The organism is Modestobacter sp. SYSU DS0511 (assembly GCF_054050755.1).
The window spans coordinates 1-22,299 of record NZ_JBJGZY010000013.1 but is presented as its reverse complement, the minus strand read 5'-3'; the positions used below and the strand labels follow the sequence as shown (position 1 = coordinate 22,299).

The 22,299-nt window shown below is 75.5% G+C and carries 23 protein-coding genes and 1 riboswitch; of the genes, 10 read left to right on the top strand and 13 right to left on the bottom strand.

Annotated elements, in window-relative coordinates; genetic code table 11:
* Positions 1–79: 79 nt before the first annotated feature.
* From ACI783_RS08535 to ACI783_RS08525, 3 genes are all read right to left on the bottom strand, one after another.
* A complete protein-coding gene (locus tag ACI783_RS08535; protein ID WP_457140043.1) occupies positions 80–1,402 on the bottom strand; it encodes a serine hydrolase domain-containing protein in 1,323 nt (440 codons plus the stop codon).
* Between the two features lie 9 nt (positions 1,403–1,411).
* Positions 1,412–1,759 carry a DUF3817 domain-containing protein gene (locus ACI783_RS08530; protein ID WP_457140042.1) on the bottom strand — a complete coding sequence of 116 codons (348 nt, stop codon included), beginning with the start codon at positions 1,757–1,759 and terminating at the stop codon, positions 1,412–1,414.
* A gap of 178 nt (positions 1,760–1,937) precedes the next feature.
* Complete coding sequence (locus ACI783_RS08525) at positions 1,938–3,062, bottom strand: NlpC/P60 family protein (RefSeq protein ID WP_457140041.1); 1,125 nt, start codon at positions 3,060–3,062, stop codon at positions 1,938–1,940.
* Positions 3,063–3,077: 15 nt separating this feature from the next.
* A riboswitch (cyclic di-AMP (ydaO/yuaA leader) is annotated at positions 3,078–3,247 on the bottom strand.
* Between the two features lie 437 nt (positions 3,248–3,684).
* On the opposite strand from ACI783_RS08525, the gene ACI783_RS08520 reads away from it, so the two are divergent.
* The 4 genes from ACI783_RS08520 (at position 3,685) to ACI783_RS08505 (ending at position 6,810) form a co-directional block, all read left to right on the top strand.
* Positions 3,685–4,143, top strand: a complete 459-nt coding sequence (locus ACI783_RS08520) for a GNAT family N-acetyltransferase (RefSeq protein WP_457140040.1) — start codon at positions 3,685–3,687, stop codon at positions 4,141–4,143.
* Entirely contained in the window at positions 4,140–5,690 is a 1,551-nt protein-coding gene (locus tag ACI783_RS08515) for a phytoene desaturase family protein (protein ID WP_457140039.1), read from the top strand. Before ACI783_RS08520 ends, ACI783_RS08515 begins: the two co-directional genes overlap by 4 nt.
* Positions 5,691–5,781: 91 nt before the next feature.
* On the top strand, positions 5,782–5,931 hold the full coding sequence (locus ACI783_RS08510) for a hypothetical protein (RefSeq protein WP_457140038.1): 150 nt from the start codon (positions 5,782–5,784) through the stop codon (positions 5,929–5,931).
* 48 nt (positions 5,932–5,979) lie between these two features.
* Positions 5,980–6,810, top strand: coding sequence for a YihY/virulence factor BrkB family protein (locus tag ACI783_RS08505; RefSeq protein ID WP_457140037.1), 831 nt, complete (start codon positions 5,980–5,982; stop codon positions 6,808–6,810).
* Here ACI783_RS08505 and ACI783_RS08500 read toward each other — a convergent pair.
* Both ACI783_RS08500 and ACI783_RS08495 read right to left on the bottom strand, forming a co-directional pair.
* Positions 6,800–7,651, bottom strand: coding sequence for a PPK2 family polyphosphate kinase (locus tag ACI783_RS08500; protein WP_457140036.1), 852 nt, complete (start codon positions 7,649–7,651; stop codon positions 6,800–6,802). The genes ACI783_RS08505 and ACI783_RS08500 overlap by 11 nt on opposite strands.
* 24 nt (positions 7,652–7,675) lie before the next feature.
* Positions 7,676–9,718, bottom strand: coding sequence for a HelD family protein (locus ACI783_RS08495; protein WP_457140035.1), 2,043 nt, complete (start codon positions 9,716–9,718; stop codon positions 7,676–7,678).
* Between the two features lie 102 nt (positions 9,719–9,820).
* Between ACI783_RS08495 and ACI783_RS08490 the strand changes: the two genes are divergently transcribed.
* Positions 9,821–10,567 carry a PRC and DUF2382 domain-containing protein gene (locus ACI783_RS08490; protein WP_457140034.1) on the top strand — a complete coding sequence of 249 codons (747 nt, stop codon included), beginning with the start codon at positions 9,821–9,823 and terminating at the stop codon, positions 10,565–10,567.
* On the opposite strand, the gene ACI783_RS08485 is transcribed toward ACI783_RS08490, so the two are convergent.
* From ACI783_RS08485 to ACI783_RS08465, 5 genes are all read right to left on the bottom strand, one after another.
* Positions 10,568–11,584: an SDR family oxidoreductase gene (locus tag ACI783_RS08485; RefSeq protein WP_457140033.1), complete on the bottom strand. Its 1,017-nt coding sequence runs from the start codon at positions 11,582–11,584 to the stop codon at positions 10,568–10,570.
* Positions 11,585–11,679: 95 nt separating this feature from the next.
* Positions 11,680–12,360 carry an alpha/beta hydrolase gene (locus tag ACI783_RS08480; RefSeq protein ID WP_457140032.1) on the bottom strand — a complete coding sequence of 227 codons (681 nt, stop codon included), beginning with the start codon at positions 12,358–12,360 and terminating at the stop codon, positions 11,680–11,682.
* A 43-nt stretch (positions 12,361–12,403) separates the two neighbouring features.
* Positions 12,404–13,075, bottom strand: a complete 672-nt coding sequence (locus ACI783_RS08475; protein WP_457140031.1) for an acVLRF1 family peptidyl-tRNA hydrolase — start codon at positions 13,073–13,075, stop codon at positions 12,404–12,406.
* Positions 13,072–14,286: an MFS transporter gene (locus tag ACI783_RS08470; RefSeq protein WP_457140030.1), complete on the bottom strand. Its 1,215-nt coding sequence runs from the start codon at positions 14,284–14,286 to the stop codon at positions 13,072–13,074. The genes ACI783_RS08475 and ACI783_RS08470 overlap by 4 nt, the downstream gene beginning before the upstream one ends.
* Positions 14,287–14,455: 169 nt before the next feature.
* The gene (locus ACI783_RS08465; RefSeq protein WP_457140029.1) at positions 14,456–16,270 is read right to left on the bottom strand and encodes a phosphoenolpyruvate carboxykinase (GTP); all 1,815 of its coding nucleotides are present in this window, start codon (positions 16,268–16,270) and stop codon (positions 14,456–14,458) included.
* 205 nt (positions 16,271–16,475) lie between these two features.
* Here ACI783_RS08465 and ACI783_RS08460 point away from each other — a divergent pair, with 205 nt between their 5' ends.
* From ACI783_RS08460 to ACI783_RS08440, 5 genes are all read left to right on the top strand, one after another.
* Positions 16,476–17,654, top strand: a complete 1,179-nt coding sequence (locus ACI783_RS08460) for an NADH:flavin oxidoreductase/NADH oxidase (RefSeq protein WP_457140028.1) — start codon at positions 16,476–16,478, stop codon at positions 17,652–17,654.
* 150 nt (positions 17,655–17,804) lie between these two features.
* Positions 17,805–18,041: a hypothetical protein gene (locus ACI783_RS08455; protein ID WP_457140027.1), complete on the top strand. Its 237-nt coding sequence runs from the start codon at positions 17,805–17,807 to the stop codon at positions 18,039–18,041.
* Positions 18,042–18,153: 112 nt separating this feature from the next.
* Complete coding sequence (locus tag ACI783_RS08450; protein ID WP_457140026.1) at positions 18,154–18,396, top strand: acyl carrier protein; 243 nt, start codon at positions 18,154–18,156, stop codon at positions 18,394–18,396.
* 147 nt (positions 18,397–18,543) lie between these two features.
* Positions 18,544–19,044 (top strand): FBP domain-containing protein, encoded by a 501-nt coding sequence (locus ACI783_RS08445; protein ID WP_457140025.1) that lies wholly within the window; start codon positions 18,544–18,546, stop codon positions 19,042–19,044.
* A 23-nt stretch (positions 19,045–19,067) separates the two neighbouring features.
* Positions 19,068–20,030, top strand: a complete 963-nt coding sequence (locus ACI783_RS08440) for an NAD(P)H-dependent flavin oxidoreductase (RefSeq protein WP_457140024.1) — start codon at positions 19,068–19,070, stop codon at positions 20,028–20,030.
* 3 nt (positions 20,031–20,033) lie between these two features.
* Here the strand turns inward: ACI783_RS08440 and ACI783_RS08435 are convergent, their stop codons facing one another.
* The 3 genes from ACI783_RS08435 to ACI783_RS08425 are packed head-to-tail and all read right to left on the bottom strand — an operon-like array spanning position 20,034 to position 22,128.
* Positions 20,034–20,726 carry a DsbA family oxidoreductase gene (locus tag ACI783_RS08435; RefSeq protein WP_457140023.1) on the bottom strand — a complete coding sequence of 231 codons (693 nt, stop codon included), beginning with the start codon at positions 20,724–20,726 and terminating at the stop codon, positions 20,034–20,036.
* A gap of 28 nt (positions 20,727–20,754) precedes the next feature.
* The gene (locus tag ACI783_RS08430) at positions 20,755–21,774 is read right to left on the bottom strand and encodes a cation diffusion facilitator family transporter (RefSeq protein WP_457140022.1); all 1,020 of its coding nucleotides are present in this window, start codon (positions 21,772–21,774) and stop codon (positions 20,755–20,757) included.
* Positions 21,775–21,834: 60 nt separating this feature from the next.
* On the bottom strand, positions 21,835–22,128 hold the full coding sequence (locus tag ACI783_RS08425; protein WP_457140021.1) for a DUF1905 domain-containing protein: 294 nt from the start codon (positions 22,126–22,128) through the stop codon (positions 21,835–21,837).
* Between the last annotated feature and the right edge of the window lie 171 nt (positions 22,129–22,299).

Below are 22,299 nucleotides of genomic sequence, written 5' to 3'. Positions count from 1 at the left end.
GCCGTCGCAGTCTCGGCGCTGATCGAACAGCGCGATCGGGGGAGGACACCGTCGCGTCGAGGCCACGCCGGGGATCAGCTCAGCGCCAGCCCCGCGCGTCCACCCCGCCGGGCACCGGCGCATCGGGGTCGTAGGGCGTGCGGGTGAAGACGAAGGTCGCCAGGTCCAGGTGGTCGGGGGCGATCCGCAGCGTCTCCCCCGCGTAGTAGCCGTCCAGGCCCACCCAGGTGCCGTCCGCCCGCGCGGTGAACCGGCTGGCCCGGCCGGGGCGGCCGGGCAGCGGGCCCAGGTGCAGCAGCCGGTCGCCCTGCGCCCGCAGCACGTGCGGGGCCGGCCCCCAGAACCACACGCCGAGGACGTCCAGCGGCACCGGCGGGGGCGCCGGCGTCCAGGCGTCGACGACGCGCGGCTCGGCCGCCCGGAGGTCGGCCAGCAGCCCGGGGACGAGCGGGTCCAGCCCGCTGGTGGTGTTGGCCAGCATCACCGCGCCCGCCTGCTCGGCCCGGTCGACGAACACCCCGGCGAGGAACCCGGGCATCGAGCCGCCGTGGCCGACCAGCGTCACCCCGTCGGCGCGCACCACCTGCAGACCCAGGCCGTACGCCGACCAGCCGGCCGCGGCGGAGTCGACCCCGGCCGGAACGGTCATCTCCTCCAGGGTGGCCGGGGAGACCACGTCGTCGGTGTCACCGAGCAGGAAGACCGCGAACCGCCCCAGGTCGGCCAGCGTGGCCCACAGCTGACCGGCCGCGGCCATCACCCCGGCGTCGTGCTCGGGTTCGGGCAGCACGACGTCGGCCCACGGGTGCACCGCGTGGCCCTGGGCGGCAGCGCCGCTGGGACGCGGGGTGGTGCGGGTCATGCCCAGGGGCAGCAGCACCTCGTCCCGGACGACGTCCGCCCACGGCCGGCCGCGGTGCCGGGCGACCAGCTCACCGAGCAGGCCGAAGCCGAGGTTGGAGTAGTGGAACCGCCGGGCGGCGCCGAGCACCACGTCGTCGTCGCTGAGCGGCAACTCGGCCAGCGATCCGCCGGGTACGCGCTCCCACCAGCCGCCCGGGCTCTCCGACCCCGCCCCGGCCAGGTGGGAGAGGAGCTGACCGACCGTGCGGTCACCCAGCGGGGTGCCCGGCAGGTGCTCGTCCAGCAGGTCGTCAAGGCCCAGGACGCCCTCGTCGCGCAGCCGCATCACCACCAGGGCGGTGACCGTCTTGCTGATCGAGCCGAGCCGGTACTGGACGTCGGTGTGCGGGTCGGCGACGTCCCCCCGCCCGGCCGACCAGGCGAGCCCGCCGCCCCGGACGACGCCGGCGACCAGGCTGGGGGCCCGTCCGTCGCGCTGCACGCGGGCGGTGCGGGCCAGCAGGGTGCGGGCGGTGGAGGGCAGCACTGGCTCGGCCATGCCGGGAGGCTAGCCAGCCCGGACGGCTGCGGTCTCCCCCACCGGCAGCCGGCCGGTGCGGCGGGCCCAGTGCTCGAACCAGAGGGTCACCAGCGGCGGCACCGAGGCGGCCAGCGCGAGGACGGTGGTGCCGAGGGACCAGCCGAGCACCCGCCAGGCGACGAGCGTCACCGCGACGTAGGCGATGAAGACCGCACCGTGCACCGGGCCGAACACCTGGACGCCGACCTCGGAGGTCTTCGGCACGTACTTGACGAACATCCCGGCGAGGAGCAGCACCCAGGACACCGCCTCGGCGACGGCGACGACGCGGAACGTGCGGGCGACGGGGGCGGGGGCGAGCAGTCGGGCAGCCACGACCGGGGACAACGAACCACCGGTGCCGCAGTCTCCCGGATGTGATGAAGACCCTCCTCCCCACCCTTCGCGAGCTCAGGGCGGGACCCGGGAGGGGCCATTGCACGACGCGGAGACGCCGGTGCCCCGGCCGCCGAGAGGCGACCGGGGCACCGGTGTTCGTGCTGGAGCGCTGGCGTCAGCCGGCGATGCGGCGCATCGCGGTGATCGGGCTGACCGCGTCGATGCTGGCGACCTTGACGACGTCGCCGGAGGTCGGCGCGTGCACCATCTGGCCGTTGCCGATGTAGATGCCGATGTGGCTGACCGGGCTGCGGAAGGCGATGAGGTCGCCCGGCTGCAGCTCTCCGCGGGAGACCGCACGACCCATGCTCGCCTGGGCCCGGCTGGAGTGCGGCAGGGAGATGCCGGCGGCGGCGTAGGCGTACTGCACCAGACCGGAGCAGTCGAACGACCCCGGGCCGGCGGCGGCCCAGACGTAGGGCTTGCCCTGCTGGGCCATGGCGGTGCTGACCGCGGTCGCCGCGGCACCGCTGGAGGCGACGACCGGGGCGGACGGGGCCTGGGCGGCCGGGGCTGCGGCGCGGGCGGCGTTGCCGCCCCCACCCGACCCGGAGCCGGAGCCCGATGCCTGCTCGGCCGCGGCGGCCTCAGCGGCGTGCCGCCGCTCGGCCTCGGCCCGGGAGGCGGCCTGCTCCGCGGCGGAGAGCCGCTCGTACATCGCCTGGTACTCGGCGATCTGCTTGTTCAGGTCGGTGCGCTGCTGCTCGACCCGGTCCAGCTGGGCCTGTGCCTCGGTGGCGGCGGCCTCGGCCGCGGCCTGGGCCTCGGTGGCCTGCTCGTCGGCCGCGACGGCCTCGCCCAGGATCCCGTTGTTGTGGTCGGCGATGGAGCCCAGCGTGCCGACGCGGTCCATCAGCTCGTCGGCGGACTCGCTGGTGAGCATCGCCTGCAGGGTGCTCAGCTGGTCGCCGGTGTAGGCGCTGCGGGCGACCTCCCGGACCCGGTCACGGGCGCCGGCCAGGGCGGCCTCGGCGGCCTCGACCTGGGCGGCGGCGGCGTCGACCTCGGCCTGCGTGGCCTCGAGCTCGACGCGGGCGTGGTTGAACTGCTCGGTGACGACCTCGAGGTCGTGCGCGCGCTCGGCGACCAGCGTGGCCGCCTCGGCGGAGGTGGTGGGCTCGGCCGCGGCGGGCGCGGGAGCCAGCAGGGTGGTGGCGACGAGCGCCCCGGCGGCGAAGAAGGTGACGACGGCCCGGCGGGAAGTGGACCCGCGGCGGGCAGGGTTGAGCGAACTCGCCATGTTCGGCGGGTGGTCCTTTCTTCCAACGTGCCGCCTACCGAGTTAGCTGACGGGTTCGGATGGGAAGACACCCGGCACGTGCGGTCCGATCGGGCCGCTCAGTGCTTCACCCCAGTGCTGCGGTGGGTCCCCGGTCCCCTGGCCCGCCGGAGTGCACGGGCCGCGGAGTTCGGCGGCGGTCTGGTCGGTCGCCACCGAGAGGTGGCTGAGGTGCCCGTCCGGACCGTCGCCCACCGTAAGGGCGTTATGGGCTCGTGACAAAGGTCCTTTGCGATTTTGTTGAGAAACTCCGTGGGTGTGCTGCGACACGCTCACCGAGCGTGACTGGCGCGCCGGGCCTGTGGGTCACCGCCGCCCACGGCCCCCCACCTCACCCGCGCCCGGGACGCCGACACGCGACCTGAACTGGGCGCCTGCATCCCGCACCGGACGGCGCGGTCGCCGGTCTCGAACCGCGCCCCTCAGCACCTTGCCGACCCCTTCCCGTCACGCTCCGCCAGCGGCTCCACACCCCGCGCCGCCACCGCATCAGGGGCTGGGTACTCCCCCGGCGTGGCGGTCGCCGGCCCTGGCCCGGGGACCTGGTAGAGGGAGCCGGAGCACGGCGCGCCAGGATGACCGGGTGCCGACCCTCGCCACCGCCCCCTGGGACGACCCGGACGTCGTCGCGCTGACCGCCGCCCAGCAGGTCGAGCTGCGCGCCCGCTACGACGGCGCCGGCGAACCCGGGGTGCCCCCGTCCGCCGCCGACGTCGCGGTGGTGCTGCTCGCCCGCGACGACGACGGCACCCCGATCGGCTGCGGCGCGCTGCGCCCGCTGGGGCCGGACGAGGCGGAGATCAAGCGGATGTACGTCGTCCCCGGCGCCCGTGGGCGAGGGGTGTCCAGGCTGCTGCTCGCCGGGCTGGAGACCGAGGCGGTGACCCGCGGGTGGACGACGGTGCGGCTGGAGACCGGCGTCCGGCAGCCGGAGGCGATCGCGCTGTACCGGTCGACGGGCTACCGGCCGGTCGAGGCGTTCGGGCACTACGTCGGCGCCGACGACCCGCACGCGGTCTTCCTCGCCCGGGAGCTGGCGTGAGCACCGCGGCCCGCTACGACGCGGTCGTCGTCGGGGGTGGGCACAACGGGCTGGTCGCCGCCGCCTACCTGGCGCGCGCCGGGTGGTCGGTGCTCGTGCTCGAGCAGCGGGACGTGCTCGGCGGCGCCGCCATCAGCCAGCACGTGTTCCCCGGCGTCGACGTCCGGCTCTCGGCGTACTCCTACCTGGTCAGCCTGCTGCCCGACCGGATCGTCACCGACCTGGGCCTGCCGCTGGACCTGCGGGACCGCGCGGTCGCGTCCTGGACGCCGCTGCGCCGCCACGGCCGGCACCGGAGCCTGCTGGTCGAGCGGGACGAGGGGCCGGCGACGGCGGCGTCCTTCCGCGCGCTCACCGGCGGGGACGCCGAGCTGGCCGGCTGGCAGCGGTTCTACGGCCGGCTGGCCACCCTGGCCGAGGACCTGGCGCCCACGTTCACCGAGCCGCTGCCCAGCGAGGCGGAGCTCGCCGGCCGGCTGCGCGACCCGGGCATCTGGCGCGACCTGCGCGAGCGTCCGCTGGCCGACGTCGTCGCCGACCACCTGTCCGACGACGACGTGCGCGGCATCGTCCTCACCGACGGCCTGATCGGCACCTTCGCCGACGTGCACGCGGCCGACGGGCTGGCCGGGCGCTGCTTCCTCTACCACCTGGTCGGCAACGGCACCGGCCGCTGGCGGGTGCCGGTGGGCGGCATGGGCGCGGTCAGCGGCGCGATCGCCACCGCCGCCCGCGCGGCGGGCGCCCGGCTGGTCACCCGGGCCACCGCCACCGCGATCGAGGCCCGCGCCGACGGGGTCACGGTGCACTGGACCGACGACGAGGGGACGGCGCACGCGGCCGACGCCGGGCACGTGGTGGGCGGCGCCGCGCCGGCCGTGCTCGACGAGCTGCTCGGCGCGCCGGCCACGCCACGGCCCTCGGGCTCGCAGCTCAAGGTCAACATGGTGCTGCGGCGGCTGCCCGGGCTGCGCTCCGGGGACGACCCGCACCGGGTGTTCAGCGGGACCGTGCACGTCGACGAGTCCGCGTCGGCCATCGACGCCGCCTACGCCCAGGCCGCCGCCGGGCGGCTGCCCGACGTCGTCCCGTTCGAGGTGTACTGCCACTCGCTGACCGACCCGTCGATCACCGGGGCGACCGGGCTGCACACGCTGACCCTCTTCGGGCTGCACACCCCGGCCGAGCTCTACGCGACCGACCCGGTGGGCACCCGCGAGGAGGCGGTGCGCCGGGTGGTCGCGCAGCTCGACGACCACCTCACCGAACCGCTGGCCGACTGCCTGGCCACCGACGCCGAGGGCCGGCCGTGCCTGCAGGCGGCCTCACCCCTGGACGTCGAGGCCGCGCTGGCGATGCCGGGCGGGCACATCTTCCACGGCGACCTCTCCTGGCCGGTGGCCACCGACCCGGAGCAGGCCGGCACCTGGGGCGTGGCGACGGCGCACCCGCGGGTGGTCGCGGCGTCGTCCGGGGGCACCGTGCGCGGCGGTGCGGTCAGCGGGCTGGGCGGCTTCGCCGCGGCCCAGCACCTGCTCGGGCGGTGACCGTCCCGGATCCGTGCGTGAGCAGCCGCTGCCGGGGAAGGAAGGCAGCAGAGCCCGGGACCGGCCGGTCCCGACGACGACTGGAGACGCCATGAGCACCCCGACGAACCGCCCGGACGACCAGGGTCAGCCGCCGAAGAAGGCACAGAACCGGAGCCGGGCCATCCTGGCCGGCGTCGTCGTGCTGATCCTCGTGGTGATCTTCGGCTACATGCTGCTGGTGGGCGGTCTCGCCGACTGAGCCGCACCCGGCGGGCGGCGGTGCCCCGCGCCGTGGTCACATGACGCGGTGCGGGTGGCGGACGAGGCACAGGGCCTCGCGGCGTCGGTGCGCCGCCGGCTGCGGGGGCGCGACACCTCCCTCATCGCCGCCGGCCTCACCTTCTACGCGGGCATCGCCGTCGTCCCGGGCCTGGTGCTCTCCCTCGGCCTGACCAGCTGGGTGACCAGCCCACGGACCGTGCAGCGGCTGACCGACCGGCTGGCCGAGGTGCTGCCGGTCGAGCTCGGCGCCCCCACCGCCCTGGCCCGGCTGGCCGAGGCCGGCACCGGGCTGTCGGTGATCGGTGGCCTGCTCACCCTGCTGCCCATCTCGCTCTACGGGGAGGGCCTGCGCCGGGCGCTGCTGCGGTTCAGCCCGGCGCACGACCGGTTCACCGCCTGGCGCGGCCGGCTGCTGGCGCTGCCGCTGCTGCTGGTCGCCCCGCTGCTGACCTGGCCGCTGCTGCGGGCCGGCCAGGCGCTCGCCGAGCTGTCCGCCGAGCCCGGCGTCAGCAACCGCCTGGCGGCGTTCGCGGTCGGCTACTACTCGGTGCTGGCCGTGCTCACCGTGCCGCTGGCCTGGGTCTTCGGGGCGGTGGCCGCGGGCCGGCTGCGGTGGGCCGCGGTGGGCGCCGGTGCGCTGTTCACCGCGGCCTGCCTGTCGGGGTTCCTGCAGGGGTTCGTGCTCTTCCTGTCGCTGCCGCTGGACCTCGGCGCCCCCTTCGGCGGGCTGACCGTGGTCGGCGGCGTGATCGCCGTCGGCTTCTGGCTGTTCCTGCTGCATCTGGTGCTCATCGCCGGCTGGCTGTGCACCCAGGCGCTGGACGAGCGCCTCGACCGACGAGCGGTCAGCCGCTGAGCGGCTGCTCCTCGACGAGCCGGTCGCGCTGCTCGTCGACGTCCCAGGCCGGTTCCGGCAGCCGCGGCTGCAGCTCGGTGAGGGTCTCCAGCAGCAGCCGCCCGACGGCCCAGTTCCGGTACCACTTGCGGTCGGCCGGCACGACGTACCAGGGCGCGGTGTCGGTGTCGGTGCGCTCCATCGCGGTGGCGTGGGCCTCCTGGTACTCCGACCACAGCGCCCGCTCGTCGACGTCGGAGGGGTCGAACTTCCAGCGCGTGGTCGAGTCGTCGAGCCGGGCGAGCAGCCGCTGCTTCTGCTCCCACGGGGACAGGTGTAGGAAGACCTTGACGATCGTGACGTCGTCGGCGGCCAGCTGCCGCTCGAACCGGGCGATCTCCCGGTACCGCCGCTCGATGACTTCCGGTGCGGCCAGCTGCCGGACCCGGCCGATCAGCACGTCCTCGTAGTGGGAGCGGTCGAAGACGCCGACCTTGCCCGGCCCGGGGAGCGCGCGGCGCACCCGCCAGAGGAAGGAGTGCCGCAGCTCCTCCGGCGTCGGCCTGCCGAAGGAGACCACGTGCACGCCGTGCGGCTCCATCGCGCCGACGACGTGCTTGACGACGCCGCCCTTGCCGCTGGTGTCCATGCCCTGCAGCACCAGCAGCACCCGCCGCCGGCTGCCGCCGGTGCCCTCCGCGTAGAGCCGCTGCTGCAGCTCGGCCAGCCGCTCCGCGTCGACCCGCGTGACGTCCTTGGTCCGCTCCTTGTCGCCCGGCACGCGCGGCGTCGACCGGGGGTCGAGCTCGCTCAGCCGGACCGGGGCGGGGGGCACGCGCAGGGCTCGGCGCAGGGAGGACATGCCCCGCAGCCTAGGGACGCCCGCTCAGCCGGCCAGCAGCTCGGGGAGGTCACCGCGGTGGAGGACGACCATGCTGCTCACCGCCCGGGTGAGGACGACGTAGAGCCGGTGCAGCCCGCGCGGCTCGGCGGCCACGATCGCCGCCGGCTCCACCACCACGACGTGGTCGAACTCCAGCCCCTTCACCAGCGTCGCCGGCACCACCGACAGCCGGGTGGGCGCGCTGCCGTCGTCGGCCAGCGCCGCCACCTCCAGGCCGGCGGCGACCAGCATCCCGACCACCGCCGCGACGTCGGCGTCGGCGCAGACCACGCCGGTCGACCCCTCGGCCGCGGCCAGCTCGGCGACCACCGCGGCCAGCGGCCCGGCGAGCGTCCCCACCGGGCGCAGCCGCAGCGCGCCCGGCTCCGAGCGCGCCGCCGTCGCCGCGGGCAGCCCGGGGGCGATCCGCGGCAGCAGCCGGTTGGCGAAGTCCAGCACCTCGCCGGGCACCCGGTAACCGCGGGTCAGCGGCCGGATCGTCGTCTCCGGCCGGCCCAGGCCGGCCAGCGTCTGCGCCCAGTCCGGCGCCGACCAGGGGCTGGTGGCCTGGGCGAGGTCGCCGAGCACGGTCAGCGAGCCCGCACCCAGCCGCCGGGCGATGACCCGGCACTGCATCGGCGAGAGGTCCTGCGCCTCGTCGACGACGACGTGCCCGTAGCCGGGGGTGCGCTCGAGCATCCCGGCGACCTCGTCGACCAGCACGGCGTCCGCGGCGGTCCACGGGGCGCTCCGCACCGACCGCGGCACCTTCGGCCACCGGAGCAGCGCCTGCTCCTCCTCGGTGAGCACGCCGCGGGCCGCACGGGCCAGCCGCCCGGGGTCGGTGAACAGGTCGTGCACCAGCCCGGCGGCGTCCACGGCCGGCCAGACCGCGTCGCAGAAGGCGCGCACCTCGGCGCTGCGGGCGCACCGTCGGGTCTCGGCGTCGGTCGGGCTGCCCCCGCCGGCCTCCTTCAGCCGCCGGGCGTACTCGGCCAGCCCCATCGCCAGCCGCTCCCGGCCGGCCGCGTAGTGCACCAGCTGCTGGTCGTCGGCGCCGCTGGTGCCGGCCCGGCGCAGGTCGTCGACGAAGCGCTTGAGCCGGTCCTCGCCGATGCGGTACTTCCGGCCGGACAGCGTGACCTGCACCGAGTCGGCCGGCTTCCGGACCCCGCCCCAGAGCGCCCGCCGGAGCACCTCGGCCATCCGCGGGTCGCCCTTGAGGACGGCGACGGCCGGCTCGTCGTGCGCGCGGACGGTCACCCGGGCGGTCAGGTCGGCGACGGTGGCCTGGTCGACCTCCACCTCCCCCAGCGCGGGGAGCACCTGCTCGATGTAGCGCAGGAACGCCCGGTTCGGCCCGACCACCAGCACGCCGGTGCGGGCCAGCTGCTCGCCGTGGGTGTAGAGCAGGTAGGCCGCCCGGTGCAGCCCGACGGCGGTCTTCCCGGTGCCCGGCGCGCCCTGGACGCAGATCGACTCGGTCAGCGGGGCCCGGACGATCTCGTCCTGGTCGGGCTGGATGGTGGCCACGATGTCGCGCATCGGGCCGCTGCGCGGGCGCTCGATCTCCTGCCGCAGGATCGCCCCCGCGGCGCCGTCGTCCGGCCCGTCGGCCAGCAGCTCGTCCTCGTAGCCGGTGAGCTCGCCGGCGGCGAAGCCGAAGCGGCGCCGGCGCACCACGCCCTGCGGATCGGCGGCGCTGGCCTGGTAGAACGGCCGGCTCATCGGCGCCCGCCAGTCGATGACCACCGGGTCACCGGCGGCGTCGCGCACGTGCCGGCGCCCGATGTGGAACGTCTCCGAGCTCCCGTCGGTCCGGCCGAAGAACGGCGGGACACCGGGGTCGGCGGCCAGGGAGCGGAGGCGCTCGGCACGGGCGGCACCGAGGCGTTCGGAGGCCCAGGCGTCCACGCCGGCATCGGTGACCGCGACGGCGGCGGTGCGCATCTGGGTCAGGCAGTCGGCCGCGCGGTCCAGGTGGGCGCGCTCGGCGGCGAGGACGGGATCGGGGGCGGTCTCGGCGAGGGCGGGGGTCGGAGACACCGTCGGAGGACGGTACGCGCGCGAGGAGGCCGGCTCAACCCACTTCCGCCGTGGCACGCCGGAGATGTGTAGCCGGACCCACCCCGGAGCACCCACCAGGGCATGACCAGTGACTCCGCGCCGCCGCCCGTGATCGGGGCGACCGTCGACGACCGGGACGGCACCACCCTGGGCACCGTGACCGCGGTCTTCCTCGACGACGTGACCGGCCGACCCACCTGGATCGGCCTCACCGAGGGGCAGCACGCCGCACCCGACGACGAGGAGGTGCCGGTGATCGCCCCGATGAGCGGCGCCGAGTTCACCGGTGGGCGGCTGCACCTGACCGTGGCCGCCACGGCGGTCCGCTCCGCGCCGCGCGTCGCCCGACCGGACCACCTCAGCCCCGAGGAGGAGGCCACGCTGCAGGCGCACTACCGCGTCGGCGCGGCCGCCGGCACCGGGGCAGCGCACTCCGGCGGCGGCTCGGCCGACTCCGCGATGACCCGCTCGGAGGAGCAGCTCCGGGTCAGCACCGTGGTCGAACCCTGGACCCGGGCGGTCCTGCGGATCGAGGAGGTCACCGAGGAGGTGATGGTGCCGGTCACCGTCACCCGGCAGCGCGCCCGGATCGAGCACCTGCCGCTCCGCGCGGGCGAACGCCCGGCCGCGGACGCGCCGGCCGAGGTCGGCGGCGACCGGACCGGCGAGTGGGTGACCCTCTACGGCGAGCGCCCGGTGGTCTCGGTCGAGCGGGAGCCGCTCGAGCGGGTGCGGCTGGCCACCTCCTGGACGACGGACGAGCAGGCCGTGACCGACCGGCTGCGCCGCGAGGAGCTGTCCCTGGACACCGACCGCCCAGGCGCCTGATCAGCGGCGGCGGAGCAGCGCGGTCGCGGCGATGCCCGCCGCGACCGCCGCGCCCGCCAGGCCGGCCCGGGCCGGGTGGACGGTGACGCCCACCGTCCAGCTGCCGCCGCGGTGCCAGCCGACGTGCGAGCCCCGCTCCTGGCCGCCGTGGCCGGCGTGCCACAGGGCGCTCCGCTCCCGCGGTACGGCCCGGCGGTTCGGGTCGAGCTGGCTGGGCCACATGTACCAGGACATGATCTTGTCGACCGTCCGTGGGAGCAGCGCCCCCGCGAGTTGGACGACCTTGGCCTGCGAGCCGACATAGACGTCGCGGACCGGGTGCACCGCCGCGCCCAGGATCGCCTCGGCGACGGCCTCCGGCGGGTACACCATCCCGCGGTGCGCGGGCTGCGCGTCGGTGTGGGCGTGGGCGTGCTCGTTGTACGGGGTGTCGATCCGTCCGGGGTGGACGAGGGTCACCGAGACGGGATCGTGCTCGTGCTGCAACTCCACCCGCAGCGCGTCGGTGAACCCGTGCACCGCGTGCTTGGCGCTGGCATACGTCGACTGCAGCGGCGTCGACCGGTCGCCGAACAGGCTGCCGACGTTGACGATGGCGCCGGGCTCCCCGCGCTGCCGGTAGTGCTCGACCGCCTGCAGGCAGCCGTGCACCACGCCCCAGAAGACCGTGTCGAACACCCGGTGCATGTCCTCCAGCGACACCTGCGGGATCTCCCCGAAGATCGAGACCCCGGCGTTGTTCACCCAGGTGTCGAACCGGCCGAACTCGGCGATCGCGGCTCGGGCCAGCCGTTCCACGTCCTCGGGCCGCCCGACGTCGGTGACCACCGGCAGCGCCGTGCCGCCACCCTGCCGGATCTCCTGCGCCAGATCCTCCAGCGCCGACCCGTTGCGGGCGGCGAGCACCACCGCCGCACCCCGCTCCGCAGCGCGCCGGGCGGTGACCAGGCCGATGCCGCTGGAGGCGCCGGTGACGATGACGACCTGCTGGTCGAGAGGACGGAGCGAGAGGGGCACGCGGGGACTCCAGGGGACGAGGCAGCCGGCGCCCCGGCTCGGCACCACGTGGTGCCTGCCCGGCCCACCTGGCCGCGACACCTCGGCCGGGCGTGTCAGTCCCCGCCCAGCCACCACCCCAGCGCCCCGGACACCAGCCCCGGCGTGACCACGTGACCGCCGGCGAACTCGTCGTAGGTGACCTCGTAGCCGTCGGCGGCGAGCTCGGCCGCGACGCGCCGGCCGCAGCGCGCCACCGGCAGCACCCGGTCGTCGGTGCCGTGCGCGACCCAGAACCGCGGCCGGCCGAAGCGGCCGGGTGGGGCGGCGAACCCGGGGGAGAAGGCCAGCACGGCCTCGGCGAGGTCGCCGTTGGCGATGCCCAGCGACAGGGCGTACGAGGCGCCGTCGGAGAAGCCGCCGATCGCGACCCGGTCGACCGCGGTGCGGGCGAGGACCTGGGCCAGAGCGGCGTCGATGGTGGCGACGTCCCGCCCCAGCCCGCCGGCGATCAGGTCCCAGGTGGACGCCGCCGACGACGGCGCCACCACGACCACCCCGCGGGCGGTGGCCAGGTCGCCGACCAGCGCCAGCGCGTCGGCCGCCGTGCCGCCCGCGCCGTGGCAGAACACCAGCAGCGGGCGGGGCACCGGCTCCCCCGGCGGCACCGCGACCACCGCCTCGGCCGAGGTGCCCAGGTCCAGCGTGGTCAGCCCCGGCGGGAAGGGGACCTCGGAGAGCTCGGTGCGGGGGCGGCTGTCGAGGCGGCCGTCGGCGGCGCGGCGGGGAACGGTCACCGGCCGGGGCTACCCCGCAGCCGGTGGGTCTGCACGACCGGTCTCAGCCGGCCGGTCGCTCGCCCGGCTCGACGATGTGCACCCGGACGGCGCGGATCTGGGCGGGGGTCTGCAGCAGCACCGCCTTCGTCGGCTCGCCGACGTCCAGGTGGCCGAGCCGGGGCAGCGCGGCCAGCGGGCGCAGTCGCGGGTCGTCCAGCACCTCGGCGACCAGCCCCTTGTCACCGCCGGGGGCGAGCGCCTGCAGCCCGCCGGCGTGCGGCAGCAGCACCCGGGCGGCGGTGTCGGCGGCTGCGCCGACGACCGCGTCGGTCTGGTTGGCCCGCCGCCGGGCGAACCGCTGCTGTGACCACCCACCGGCCGCCGTCCGGCCCTGCACCTGCCGCGCGTCGACCTTGGAGACGACGAGTGCGGCGCCGTCGAACACCCCGACCGCCCAGCGGCCGCGCCGGACCAGCAGCACCGCGGTGCGCCGCGGCTGACGGGCGGCGACGGTCAGCGAGGTGAGCACCGCCGGCCCCGGGGTCCAGCCGGGCGGGCCCCCCACCCGCAGCCACGTCGAGTCGGCGCAGGTCACCACCACGTCGCCGTCCTCGACCCGCACGTCGGCGAAGGCGCCGTGCCGCTCGGCGACGCCGTCCAGCCAGCGGCCCAGCCGCTCGGGGGCCACCCCGAGCACCCGGCCGCCGCCGGCGGCCGGGCGGGGAGCGGTCATCGCGCCAGCGCGGGGTCGGCGGCGTGCTCGGCGGGCACGTGCAGCAGCCGCTGCCCCAGCGCCACGACGACGGCCGCGACGACGGCGGCGACCGTCGCGACCAGCACGCTGGCGTTGGCGCCCGCGGTGTCGACGATCTTGCCCGCCAGGGAGGCGCCCACGGCCACGCCGAGGGCGAGGGCCGTGCCGATCCAGGTGAACGCCTCGGTGACGGCGGCCCGTGGGACGAGCACCTCGGCCAGGGTGAAGGCGCTGATCAGCGAGGGCGAGACGGCGATCCCGGCGAGGACCACCAACGGGAGCATCACCCAGAGGGAGTCGACGAGCACCAGCGGGACGGTGAGCACGCTGAGCACCAGGAGCGCGGCCACCAGCCGGTGCCGCAGCGGCAGGCGCCAGTGCACCGCCCCCCAGCCGATGCCCGAGGCCATCGACCCGGCGGCCAGCCCGGCGATGAGCAGCCCGGCCAGGGACCGCTGGTCGACCTCGTCGGCGAAGGCGACCAGGGCGATCTCCAGCGTGCCGAGGACCGCCCCGACGGCCGCCCCGACGACGAACAGCACCCGCAGCCCGCGGGTGCGGATCGCCGAGGGGCCGCCGCGGTGCTCGTGCTCGGCCGGCGGCGGCTCGGTGCGCCGCTGGGCGGCGAACGCGAGGCCACCGACCGCGGCCAGGGTGAAGGCGGTGACCAGGCCGGAGGTGGTGTGCCCGGTCGTGGACAGGAAGGTGACCAGCACCGGGCCGACGATGAAGACGAACTCGTCGACCACCGACTCCATGGCCAGCGCGGTGGGCAGCCGTGGCGTGCCGCGCAGCAGGTGGGTCCAGCGCACCCGGATCATCGAGGCGACCGGCGGGATGCTCGCCCCGGCCGCGCCGGCGAAGAGGAACACCGTCCACAGCGGCCACTCCTGGCGCACCGCGGCGAGGAAGAGCACGCCGGAGGTGACGAAGGCGGCGAGCACGGTGAGCAGCACCCGGCGCTGGGCGTGGGTGTCGGCCAGCCGGCCGATCACCGGACCGGCGACGGCGGTGCTGACCGCCCCCACGGCGGCCACGGCGCCGCCCAGCCCGTAGGAGCCGGTCACGTCCTGGACCAGCAGCACGCTGCCCAGGCCGAGCATCGACAGCGGCAGCCGGCCGATGAGGGCAGCCAGCACCATCGGCACCGCGTGCGGCGTCCGCAGCACGTGCAGGTAGGGGTTGGGCACGAGCGGAACTGCCTCCGGGACGGGGGTGGAGCGTGCCGCCGCCACGGTAACCGACGGACCCGTCCGGCCCCGGGCACGACGGGGTCCCGTCCCCGACCACGCTGTCGGGAACGGGACGCCGTCCGGGAGCCGGACCGCGACGGCGACGCTGCCGGCGCGGACCGGGGTCTTACGCCAGCCGGCTCTTCAGGATCTCCAGCTCGTCCCAGAGCGTGGTGGGCAGCTTGTCGCCGAACTTCTCGAACCACTCGGTGATCTGCGGCACCTCGGCGCGCCACTCCTCGGGGTCGACGCGCAGCGCCTGCTCGACCTGCTCGCGGGTCATGCCCAGGCCGGAGACGTCGAGGGAGTCCGGCGTGGGCACGTGGCCGACCGGCGTCTCCTCGGCGGCGGCGGTGCCCTCCAGGCGCTCGACGACCCACTTGAGCACCCGGCTGTTCTCGCCGAAGCCGGGCCACAGGAAGCCGCCGTCGGCGTCCCGGCGGAACCAGTTCACGTAGAAGACCCGCGGCAGCTTCGTGGCGTCGTGCTGCTTGCCGGTCTCGACCCAGTGCTTGAAGTAGTCGCCGGCGTTGTAGCCGATGAACGGCAGCATCGCGAACGGGTCGCGGCGGACGACGCCGACGGCGCCGGTGGCCGCGGCGGTGGTCTCCGAGGAGAGCGTGGCCCCCATGAAGACGCCGTGGTTCCAGTCCCGGGCCTCGCTGACCAGCGGGATGGTGGTCTTGCGGCGGCCGCCGAAGAGGATCGCCGAGATCGGCACGCCCTTCGGGTCCTCGTACTCCGGGGCCAGGATCGGGCACTGGGTGATCGGGGTGCAGAACCGGCTGTTCGGGTGGCTGGACGGCTCGTCGGACTCCGGCGTCCAGTCCCGCCCCTTCCAGTCGGTCAGGTGGGCGGGGGCGTCGTCGGTCATCCCCTCCCACCAGATGTCGCCGTCGTCGGTGAGGGCGACGTTGGTGAACACCGAGTTGCCCTGGTCGATGGTGCGCATCGCGTTGGGGTTGGTGTCCCAGCCGGTGCCCGGCGCCACGCCGAACAGGCCGTACTCGGGGTTGAGCGCGTAGAGCCGGCCGTCCTCGCCGAAGCGCATCCAGGCGATGTCGTCGCCGAGGGTCTCGACCTTCCAGCCCGGGATGGTCGGCTCCAGCATGGCCAGGTTGGTCTTGCCGCAGGCGCTGGGGAAGGCCGCGGCCACGTAGTAGGTCTTCTGCTGCGGGCTGGTCAGCTTGAGGATCAGCATGTGCTCGGCGAGCCAGCCCTCGTCGCGGGCCATGACCGAGGCGATCCGCAGCGAGTAGCACTTCTTGCCCAGCAGCGCGTTGCCGCCGTAGCCCGAGCCGTAGGACCAGATGGCCCGCTCCTCGGGGAAGTGCACGATGTACTTGGTCTGGCTGCACGGCCAGGGGACGTCGGCCTGGCCGGGCTCCAGGGGTGCGCCGAGGGAGTGCATGGCCGGCACGAAGTCGCGGTCGGTGCCCATCGCCTCGAGCACCCGGCTGCCGATGCGGGCCATCACGCGCATGGAGACGACGACGTACTCCGAGTCGGTGAGCTCCACGCCGAACATCGGGTTCTCGGCCTCGACCGGGCCCATGCAGAACGGGATGACGTACATGGTGCGGCCGCGCATGCAGCCGCGGTACAGCTCGGTCATCACCGCCTTCATCTCGCCCGGGTCCATCCAGTTGTTGGTGGGCCCGGCGTCGGCCTCGTCGACCGAGCAGATGAAGGTGCGGTCCTCGACCCGGGCGACGTCGCTGGGGTCGGAGGCGCAGTGGAAGGAGTTGGGCTTCTTCGCCAGCCGGGTGAAGGTGCCGGCGTCGACGAGCCTGGTGGTGAGCCGCTCCCACTCCTCGTCGCTGCCGTCGACCCAGACCACCTGGTCCGGCGTCGTCAGCTCGGCCATCTCCTGCACCCAGGCGAGCAGCCGGGAGTGCGTGGTCGGGGCGTTGTCGAGGCCGGGGGTGGCAACTGAAGTCACGGCGTCTCCTCTTCGGTACGCCGGGTGCGGGACGACACCGGCGCTGGAGCTGGACGGCTGGGGAGCGCCGTCCCGGCCACGTCGGTGGGGCCGGGGCGGATCGCACGAGACTAGCCGTTGGTTTGAGTACGTATAAGACGTCTACTCCAAGTGTGACCCAGCTCGCCCCGGGATGTACCGGGACGGATGTCCTGTTGTGCGGGCCGTGAGCGAACCGAGCAACCCCGCCCTGCTGGAGCCGCTGACCCTGCGCGGGGTGACCCTGCGAAACCGCCTGGCCGTCGCACCGATGTGCCAGTACTGCGTCTCCGACGGCCTGGTCGGCGACTACCACCTGGTGCACCTCGGCCGGTTCGCGCTCGGCGGGTTCGGCCTGGTCATGGTGGAGGCCACCGGGGTCACCGCCGACGGCCGGATCAGCCCCGGCGACGTCGGCCTGTGGAACGACGCGCAGGTGCCCGGCCTGGCCCGGGTGGCCACGTTCCTGCGCGAGCACGGCAGCGTGCCGGCGATCCAGCTGGCGCACGCCGGCGGCAAGGCGAACACGCTGCGCCCCTGGGACGGCAACGGTCAGGTGACCGCGGAGAACGCCCGCCCCGGCGACGAGCCCTGGACACCGGTCGCCCCCAGCGCCGTGCCGATGGGTGAGGGGTGGACGGCGCCGCGCGCCCTGCCCGCCGCGGAGCTGGCCGGGGTGCGCGACGCGTTCGTCGCCGCCGCCCGCCGGGCGCTGACCGCCGGCTTCCAGGTGGCCGAGGTGCACGCCGCGCACGGCTACCTGCTCAACCAGTTCCTCTCCCCGTTGACCAACCGGCGGGACGACGAGTACGGCGGCTCGCTGGAGAACCGGATGCGCTTCCCGCTCGAGGTGGTCACCGCCGTCCGTGCGGTGTGGCCGGCCGAGCTCCCGCTGCTGGTGCGGGTCTCCGCCGTCGACGCCACCCGCGAGGGGACGACGCTGGACGACACCATCGCCTTCGCCCGCGAGCTGAAGGCCCTCGGCGTCGACGCGATCGACGTCTCCGGCGGTGGCATCGGCCCGGGCTGGGAGCACCCGATCGGCTACGGGTACCAGGTGCCGTTCGCCGCGGCGATCCGCGAGCGGGCCGGGATCCCCACGATGGCCGTGGGGCTGCTGGTCGACCCCGCCCAGGCCGACGCCGTCGTCGCCGGCGGGCAGGCCGACCTGGTGGCGGTCGCCCGCGAGGCGCAGGACGACCCGAACTTCGCCGTCCACGCCGCCCGGACCCTCACCGGCTCCTACGGGACCTACCCGGTGCAGGCCGGCCCCCGGCTGGCCTCCCGCGAGCGGCTGCTGCAGCGACTGGGCCCGTGGACCGGCCCCGACCCGGTGCGCGTGGAGCAGCCGACCGCCCAGGCCTGAGCCGGGAGGGGTTGAGCCGCCCGACCTGATGCTGAGCCGCGCCGTGACACGGCTCAGCATCAGACGACGCGGCTCAACCTCCGCTGCGGCCGTGGCCGGGACCCACCCCGGCGACGGTTCGGACGGCCGCCGGCCGGGAACGGCCCGGGCATGACCGTCACCGACCCCGACGTCCCGGACCCGTTGAACGATCCGCGCACCACCCAGGCCGACCCGGGTGCGCTCGGCGAGGGCGAGGACCTCGCCTCGACCGAGGACGACGCCGTCACCACCGGCGAGGACGAACTGGCCTCCGCGCAGACCGAGGCCGACGAGGCCGGCGGCGGAGACGTCACCGGCGGCTTCGCCGGCGCGGTGGGCGAGGCGCCGACCGTCGACCGGACCTGAGACGGACCGGTCCGCACCGTTCGTGTGTCACCCGCCGCGGCGTCGGGTAACGCGAGGGCGCAATCGCCACAGGCCGAGCAACGGCTCCGTGTGAACTCGCGAAGGAGGACCCATGGCCACCGGTGAGACCGGCTTCGCCGACGTCACGTACGACCTGATCTCCGTGCAGTACCACTCGCTCAAGGCCGGGCACGACTACGGCCAGTACGTCCGGGACGCCGAGAACGCGGGCCTGGACGACGTCGCCTCGTTCTTCCGCGAGGTGATGGAGCAGGACTCCCAGCGCGCCGCGCGCTGCCACGAGTTCCTGCGCAGGCTCTCCGGCACCGACCAGGGCGGCCCGGCGGCCAGCTGACCGTCCCACCCCGCACCTCCCGGAGCCCCGGCCGCCCCTGGCAGCCGGGGCTCCCGCGCTCCTCGGGCGGAATTCGTTGGCCCCTGCACCGGGCCGGTGCATAGCCTGCTGGGCCGGCTCACCCCGTCCCGTCCCAGGAGGCGCCCCGTGCAGGCCCTGTCCGAGGCCGCGATCCGCCGTTCGCTGGTCAACTGCTCCCGCAGCGAGGCCGCGGCGATGACGCTCCCCCGCGACATCGACCAGTTCGACTGGGCCGCGGCCGACGTGCTCGGCTGGCGCGATCCGAAGGCGGAGCTGCGCGGCTGGCTGGTGCACGAGCACGAGGGCCGCACCGTCGGCCTGGCGTTGCGCGCGGCCGACACGAGGATGTCCAGCCGCCGCTCGGCGATGTGCCTGCTCTGCCACACCGTGCAGAGCGCCGACGCGATCTCGCTGTTCACCGCCCGGCGGGTGGGCGAGGCCGGGCGCAACGGCAACACGATCGGCACCTACATCTGCGCCGACCTGCGGTGCGCCGGCCGCGTGCGGGACGTGCCGCCGTCGGCCCAGCACCTGAGCGAGGAGCTGCAGGCCCTCGCCGTCGAGGAGCAGGCCGAGGGGCTGCGCCAGCGGCTGGCGGCGCTCACCGCCGACGTGCTGCGCCGCTGAGCTCCGGGGACGACGATGGGGCGGTGATCAAGACCCCGCTGACCCGCTGGTTCGACCTCGACACCCCCGTGTTCGGGGCGCCGATGGCCGGCGTCGCCGGGGGCGAACTGGCCCGGGCGGTCTCCCTCGGCGGTGGGCTCGGGATGATCGGCGTCGGTGCGGGGACGACGCCGGAGTGGCTCACCGAGCAGGCGCGGCTGCCCACCGAGGCCGACGTCTCCTTCGGCGTCGGGCTGATGGCCTGGGTGCTCGCCGACCGGCCCGAGCTGCTGGCCGCCACGGTGGCCACCGAGCCGGCGCTGGTGTCGGTCTCCTTCGGCGACCCGGCGCCGTTCGTCGGCCCGCTGCACGACGCCGGGATCGCCGTCGCCACGGCGGTCAACACCCTCGACGACCTGGACCGGGCGCACGCCGCCGGCGTCGACGTGATCGTGGCCCAGGGCACCGAGGCCGGCGGCCACACCGGGCACCGGGCCACCCTGCCGCTGCTGCAGGAGGTGCTGGCCGCCACCGACCGCCCGGTGCTCGCCGCCGGCGGGGTGGGCACCGGCGCCGGGCTGGCCGCCGTGCTGGTGGCCGGGGCGGCCGGGGCGTGGCTCGGCACCCCGTTCCTCAGCTGCACCGAGGCGGCCAACGCGCCGGCGGCGCGCGAGCGGATCCGGGCGGCGAGCGGCGACGACACCGTGCTCACCCGCGCCTTCGACATCGCGCAGGGGCTGGCCTGGCCGGACCGCTGGCCCGGCCGGGCCCTGGCCAACGAGTTCACCGAGACCTGGCACGCCCGGGAGGCGGAACTGCGCGGCGACACCCGGGCGGCCGAGTGGGTGCGCCGGGCACGCGCCGAGGGCGACCTCTCCGCCGCACCGGTCTACGCCGGGGAGTCCGTCGGGCTGGTCACCGCGGAGGAGTCGGCGACCGACGTCGTCCGGCGGCTCACCGCCGATGCGCGAAAGGCGCTGGAGCGCGCCTCCCGCCTGCTCGGCTGAGCGTCACACGCTGCAGCTGCCGTCCTCGCAGCCCTCGGCGGCGGGCACGGTGGTGAGCGGGTGGGTGTCCGCCCAGGCGCGCTCGAGCAGCTGCAGCAGCGTCTCGGCGGGCTGGGCACCGGCGGCGCCGTAGGTGCGGTCGACGACGAAGAACGGGACGCCGGTGGCGCCGAGTGCGCGCGCCGTCTCGATGTCCGAGCGCACCGCGGGCAGGAACCGGCGGTCGGCCAGCGCCGCGCGCACCTCCGCCTCGTCCAGGCCCACCTCGACGGCCAGCGGGACGAGCGCGTCGACATCGAAGACCGACCGCTGCTCGGTGAAGTGGGCGTGCAGCAGCCGCTCCTTCATCTCGCTGCGCAGCCCGTGCTCGGCGGCCAGGTGGATCAGCTGGTGGGCCAGCAGCGTGTTGCCGCTGACGCCGTCGGCCAGGTGGTACTCCAGGCCCTCCCCGGCGGCGATCTCCTCCACCCGGCGCATCTGGCCGGCCATCTCCTCGACGCTGCTGCCGTACTTGGCGGCCAGCGCCGGGAGGGTCGGCTCGGTGTGCCCCTCGGGGATGCTCGGGTCCAGCTGGAACGACCGCCAGACGACCTCCACCTGGTCGGCGTGCGGGAAGCGGGAGAGCGCCGTCTCCAGCTTGCGCTTGCCGATGTAGCACCACGGGCACACGACGTCGGACCACACCTCGACCTGCATGGCCGGCGCAACCACCGCGGCGCCCCGGTCATTCCGCGGGCGGCGCCTCACCTGGTGGCGACTCGGCCTGCGCGCGCCCGTCGCCGGGGGTGGGGTCGAGGAAGACGTAGCGGACGCCGGGGTGCCGGGCGACCAGCCGCCGCTCGGCCTCGTCGGAGGCGCGCTCGACGTCAGCGACGCTGGCGGTGTCGGCGAAGTCGACCTTGGCCGACACGATCAGCTCGCCCGGCCCGATCACGGAGGTGAGCAGGAACGGGACGTCGTCGACCTGGTCCAGCCCGGCGGTCTCCGCCCGCAGCTCCCGCTCGATCGCCTCGGGCACTGCCTGGCCGATGAGCAGCGAGATGTTGGCCCGGGCCAGCGACCACGCGACCAGGACCAGCAGCACGCCGATGAGGATCGCGGCGAGGCCGTCCCACAGCGGGTCGCCGGTGACCTGCTCCAGGAAGAGGCCCAGCGCGGCGAGTACCAGGCCGACCAGCGCGGCGCCGTCCTCGAAGGTGACCGCCTTCAGGGTGGTGTCCGTGGTGGAGCGCAGGTACCGGTGGGAGCTGATCCCCCGGCTGCGAGCCTCGCCGCGGACCTGGCGGACCGCCTTGAGCAGCGAGCCGCCCTCCAGCACGAAGGAGACCGCGAGCACGACGTAGGCGATGGTCGGGGAGCCCTGCTCCTCGCCCTCCCGGATCGTCTGGACGCCCTGGAAGACCGAGAACCCGGCGCCGACGGCGAAGGTGCACAGCGAGGCGAGGAACGCCCAGAAGTAGGTCTCCCGCCCGTAGCCGAACGGGTGCCGGGCGTCCGGCGCCCGGTGGCCCCGCTTCAGCGCCACGAACAGCAGCACCTCGGTGACCGTGTCGGCGAGGGAGTGCGCGGCCTCGGACACCATCGCCGAGGAGTGGCTGATCAAGCCGCCGACGAGCTTGGCGGCGGCGATGGCCAGGTTGACCGCGCCGGCCAGCACGACGGTGCCGGTCGACTCACCCCCGGAGCCCTGCCCCTGCGCCGCCTCGACCAGGGCGTGCCCGGTGGTGGGCGCCGGTTGCGTCATGCACCGGCCGGTTCCCCGCCGCGAGCGTCGGCAACCGCCCGCGCCGGATGTCGGGACCGGTCAGCTGAGCCGCTGCTCCAGGTGGACCCGGACCGGGGCGCCGGCCTCGTCCTTGCCGATCCGGGCGCACAGCGCCTTCCTCAGCGGCAACCAGTGCGGTCCCTGCCCCGAGGGCATCAGGGTGGCGGCGAACGGGTGGCCGTCCAGCGTCCCGGCGACCTCCACCGCCCGCCGGGTGCCGAGCACCTCGGCCGAGCCGGGGAGCTCCAGGTAGGTGGGGAACGCGCCGCCCGTGGCGATGACGGAGTCGAAGACGGCGTCGACGGGCTGGGCGGGGTGCGGTGCGGCGGTCATGCGGGGAGGACTGCCGAACCGTCCGGAAGTCATCGCCGAGCGGGTCGGCGGGCGGAGAACGGGGGGGGGGGGGGGGGGGGGGGGGGGGGGGGGGGGGGGGGGGGGGGGGGGGGGGGGGGGGCGGGGGGGGTTGGGGTGGGGTGTGTCGGGGGTTGGGGGGGGGGGGGGGGG

What these genes read in the sequence shown, in the direction of transcription:
- ACI783_RS08490 (WP_457140034.1), top strand. Translation starts at nt 9,821, where the DNA reads ATGACCAGTGACTCCGCGCCGCCGCCCGTGATCGGGGCGACCGTCGAC.
- ACI783_RS08425 (WP_457140021.1), bottom strand. Translation starts at nt 22,128, where the DNA reads ATGACCGCCGCACCGCACCCCGCCCAGCCCGTCGACGCCGTCTTCGAC.
- ACI783_RS08450 (WP_457140026.1), top strand. Translation starts at nt 18,154, where the DNA reads ATGGCCACCGGTGAGACCGGCTTCGCCGACGTCACGTACGACCTGATC.
- ACI783_RS08525 (WP_457140041.1), bottom strand. Translation starts at nt 3,062, where the DNA reads ATGGCGAGTTCGCTCAACCCTGCCCGCCGCGGGTCCACTTCCCGCCGG.
- ACI783_RS08430 (WP_457140022.1), bottom strand. Translation starts at nt 21,774, where the DNA reads ATGACGCAACCGGCGCCCACCACCGGGCACGCCCTGGTCGAGGCGGCG.
- ACI783_RS08435 (WP_457140023.1), bottom strand. Translation starts at nt 20,726, where the DNA reads ATGCAGGTCGAGGTGTGGTCCGACGTCGTGTGCCCGTGGTGCTACATC.
- ACI783_RS08500 (WP_457140036.1), bottom strand. Translation starts at nt 7,651, where the DNA reads ATGTCCTCCCTGCGCCGAGCCCTGCGCGTGCCCCCCGCCCCGGTCCGG.
- ACI783_RS08535 (WP_457140043.1), bottom strand. Translation starts at nt 1,402, where the DNA reads ATGGCCGAGCCAGTGCTGCCCTCCACCGCCCGCACCCTGCTGGCCCGC.
- ACI783_RS08510 (WP_457140038.1), top strand. Translation starts at nt 5,782, where the DNA reads ATGAGCACCCCGACGAACCGCCCGGACGACCAGGGTCAGCCGCCGAAG.
- ACI783_RS08455 (WP_457140027.1), top strand. Translation starts at nt 17,805, where the DNA reads ATGACCGTCACCGACCCCGACGTCCCGGACCCGTTGAACGATCCGCGC.
- ACI783_RS08475 (WP_457140031.1), bottom strand. Translation starts at nt 13,075, where the DNA reads ATGACCGCTCCCCGCCCGGCCGCCGGCGGCGGCCGGGTGCTCGGGGTG.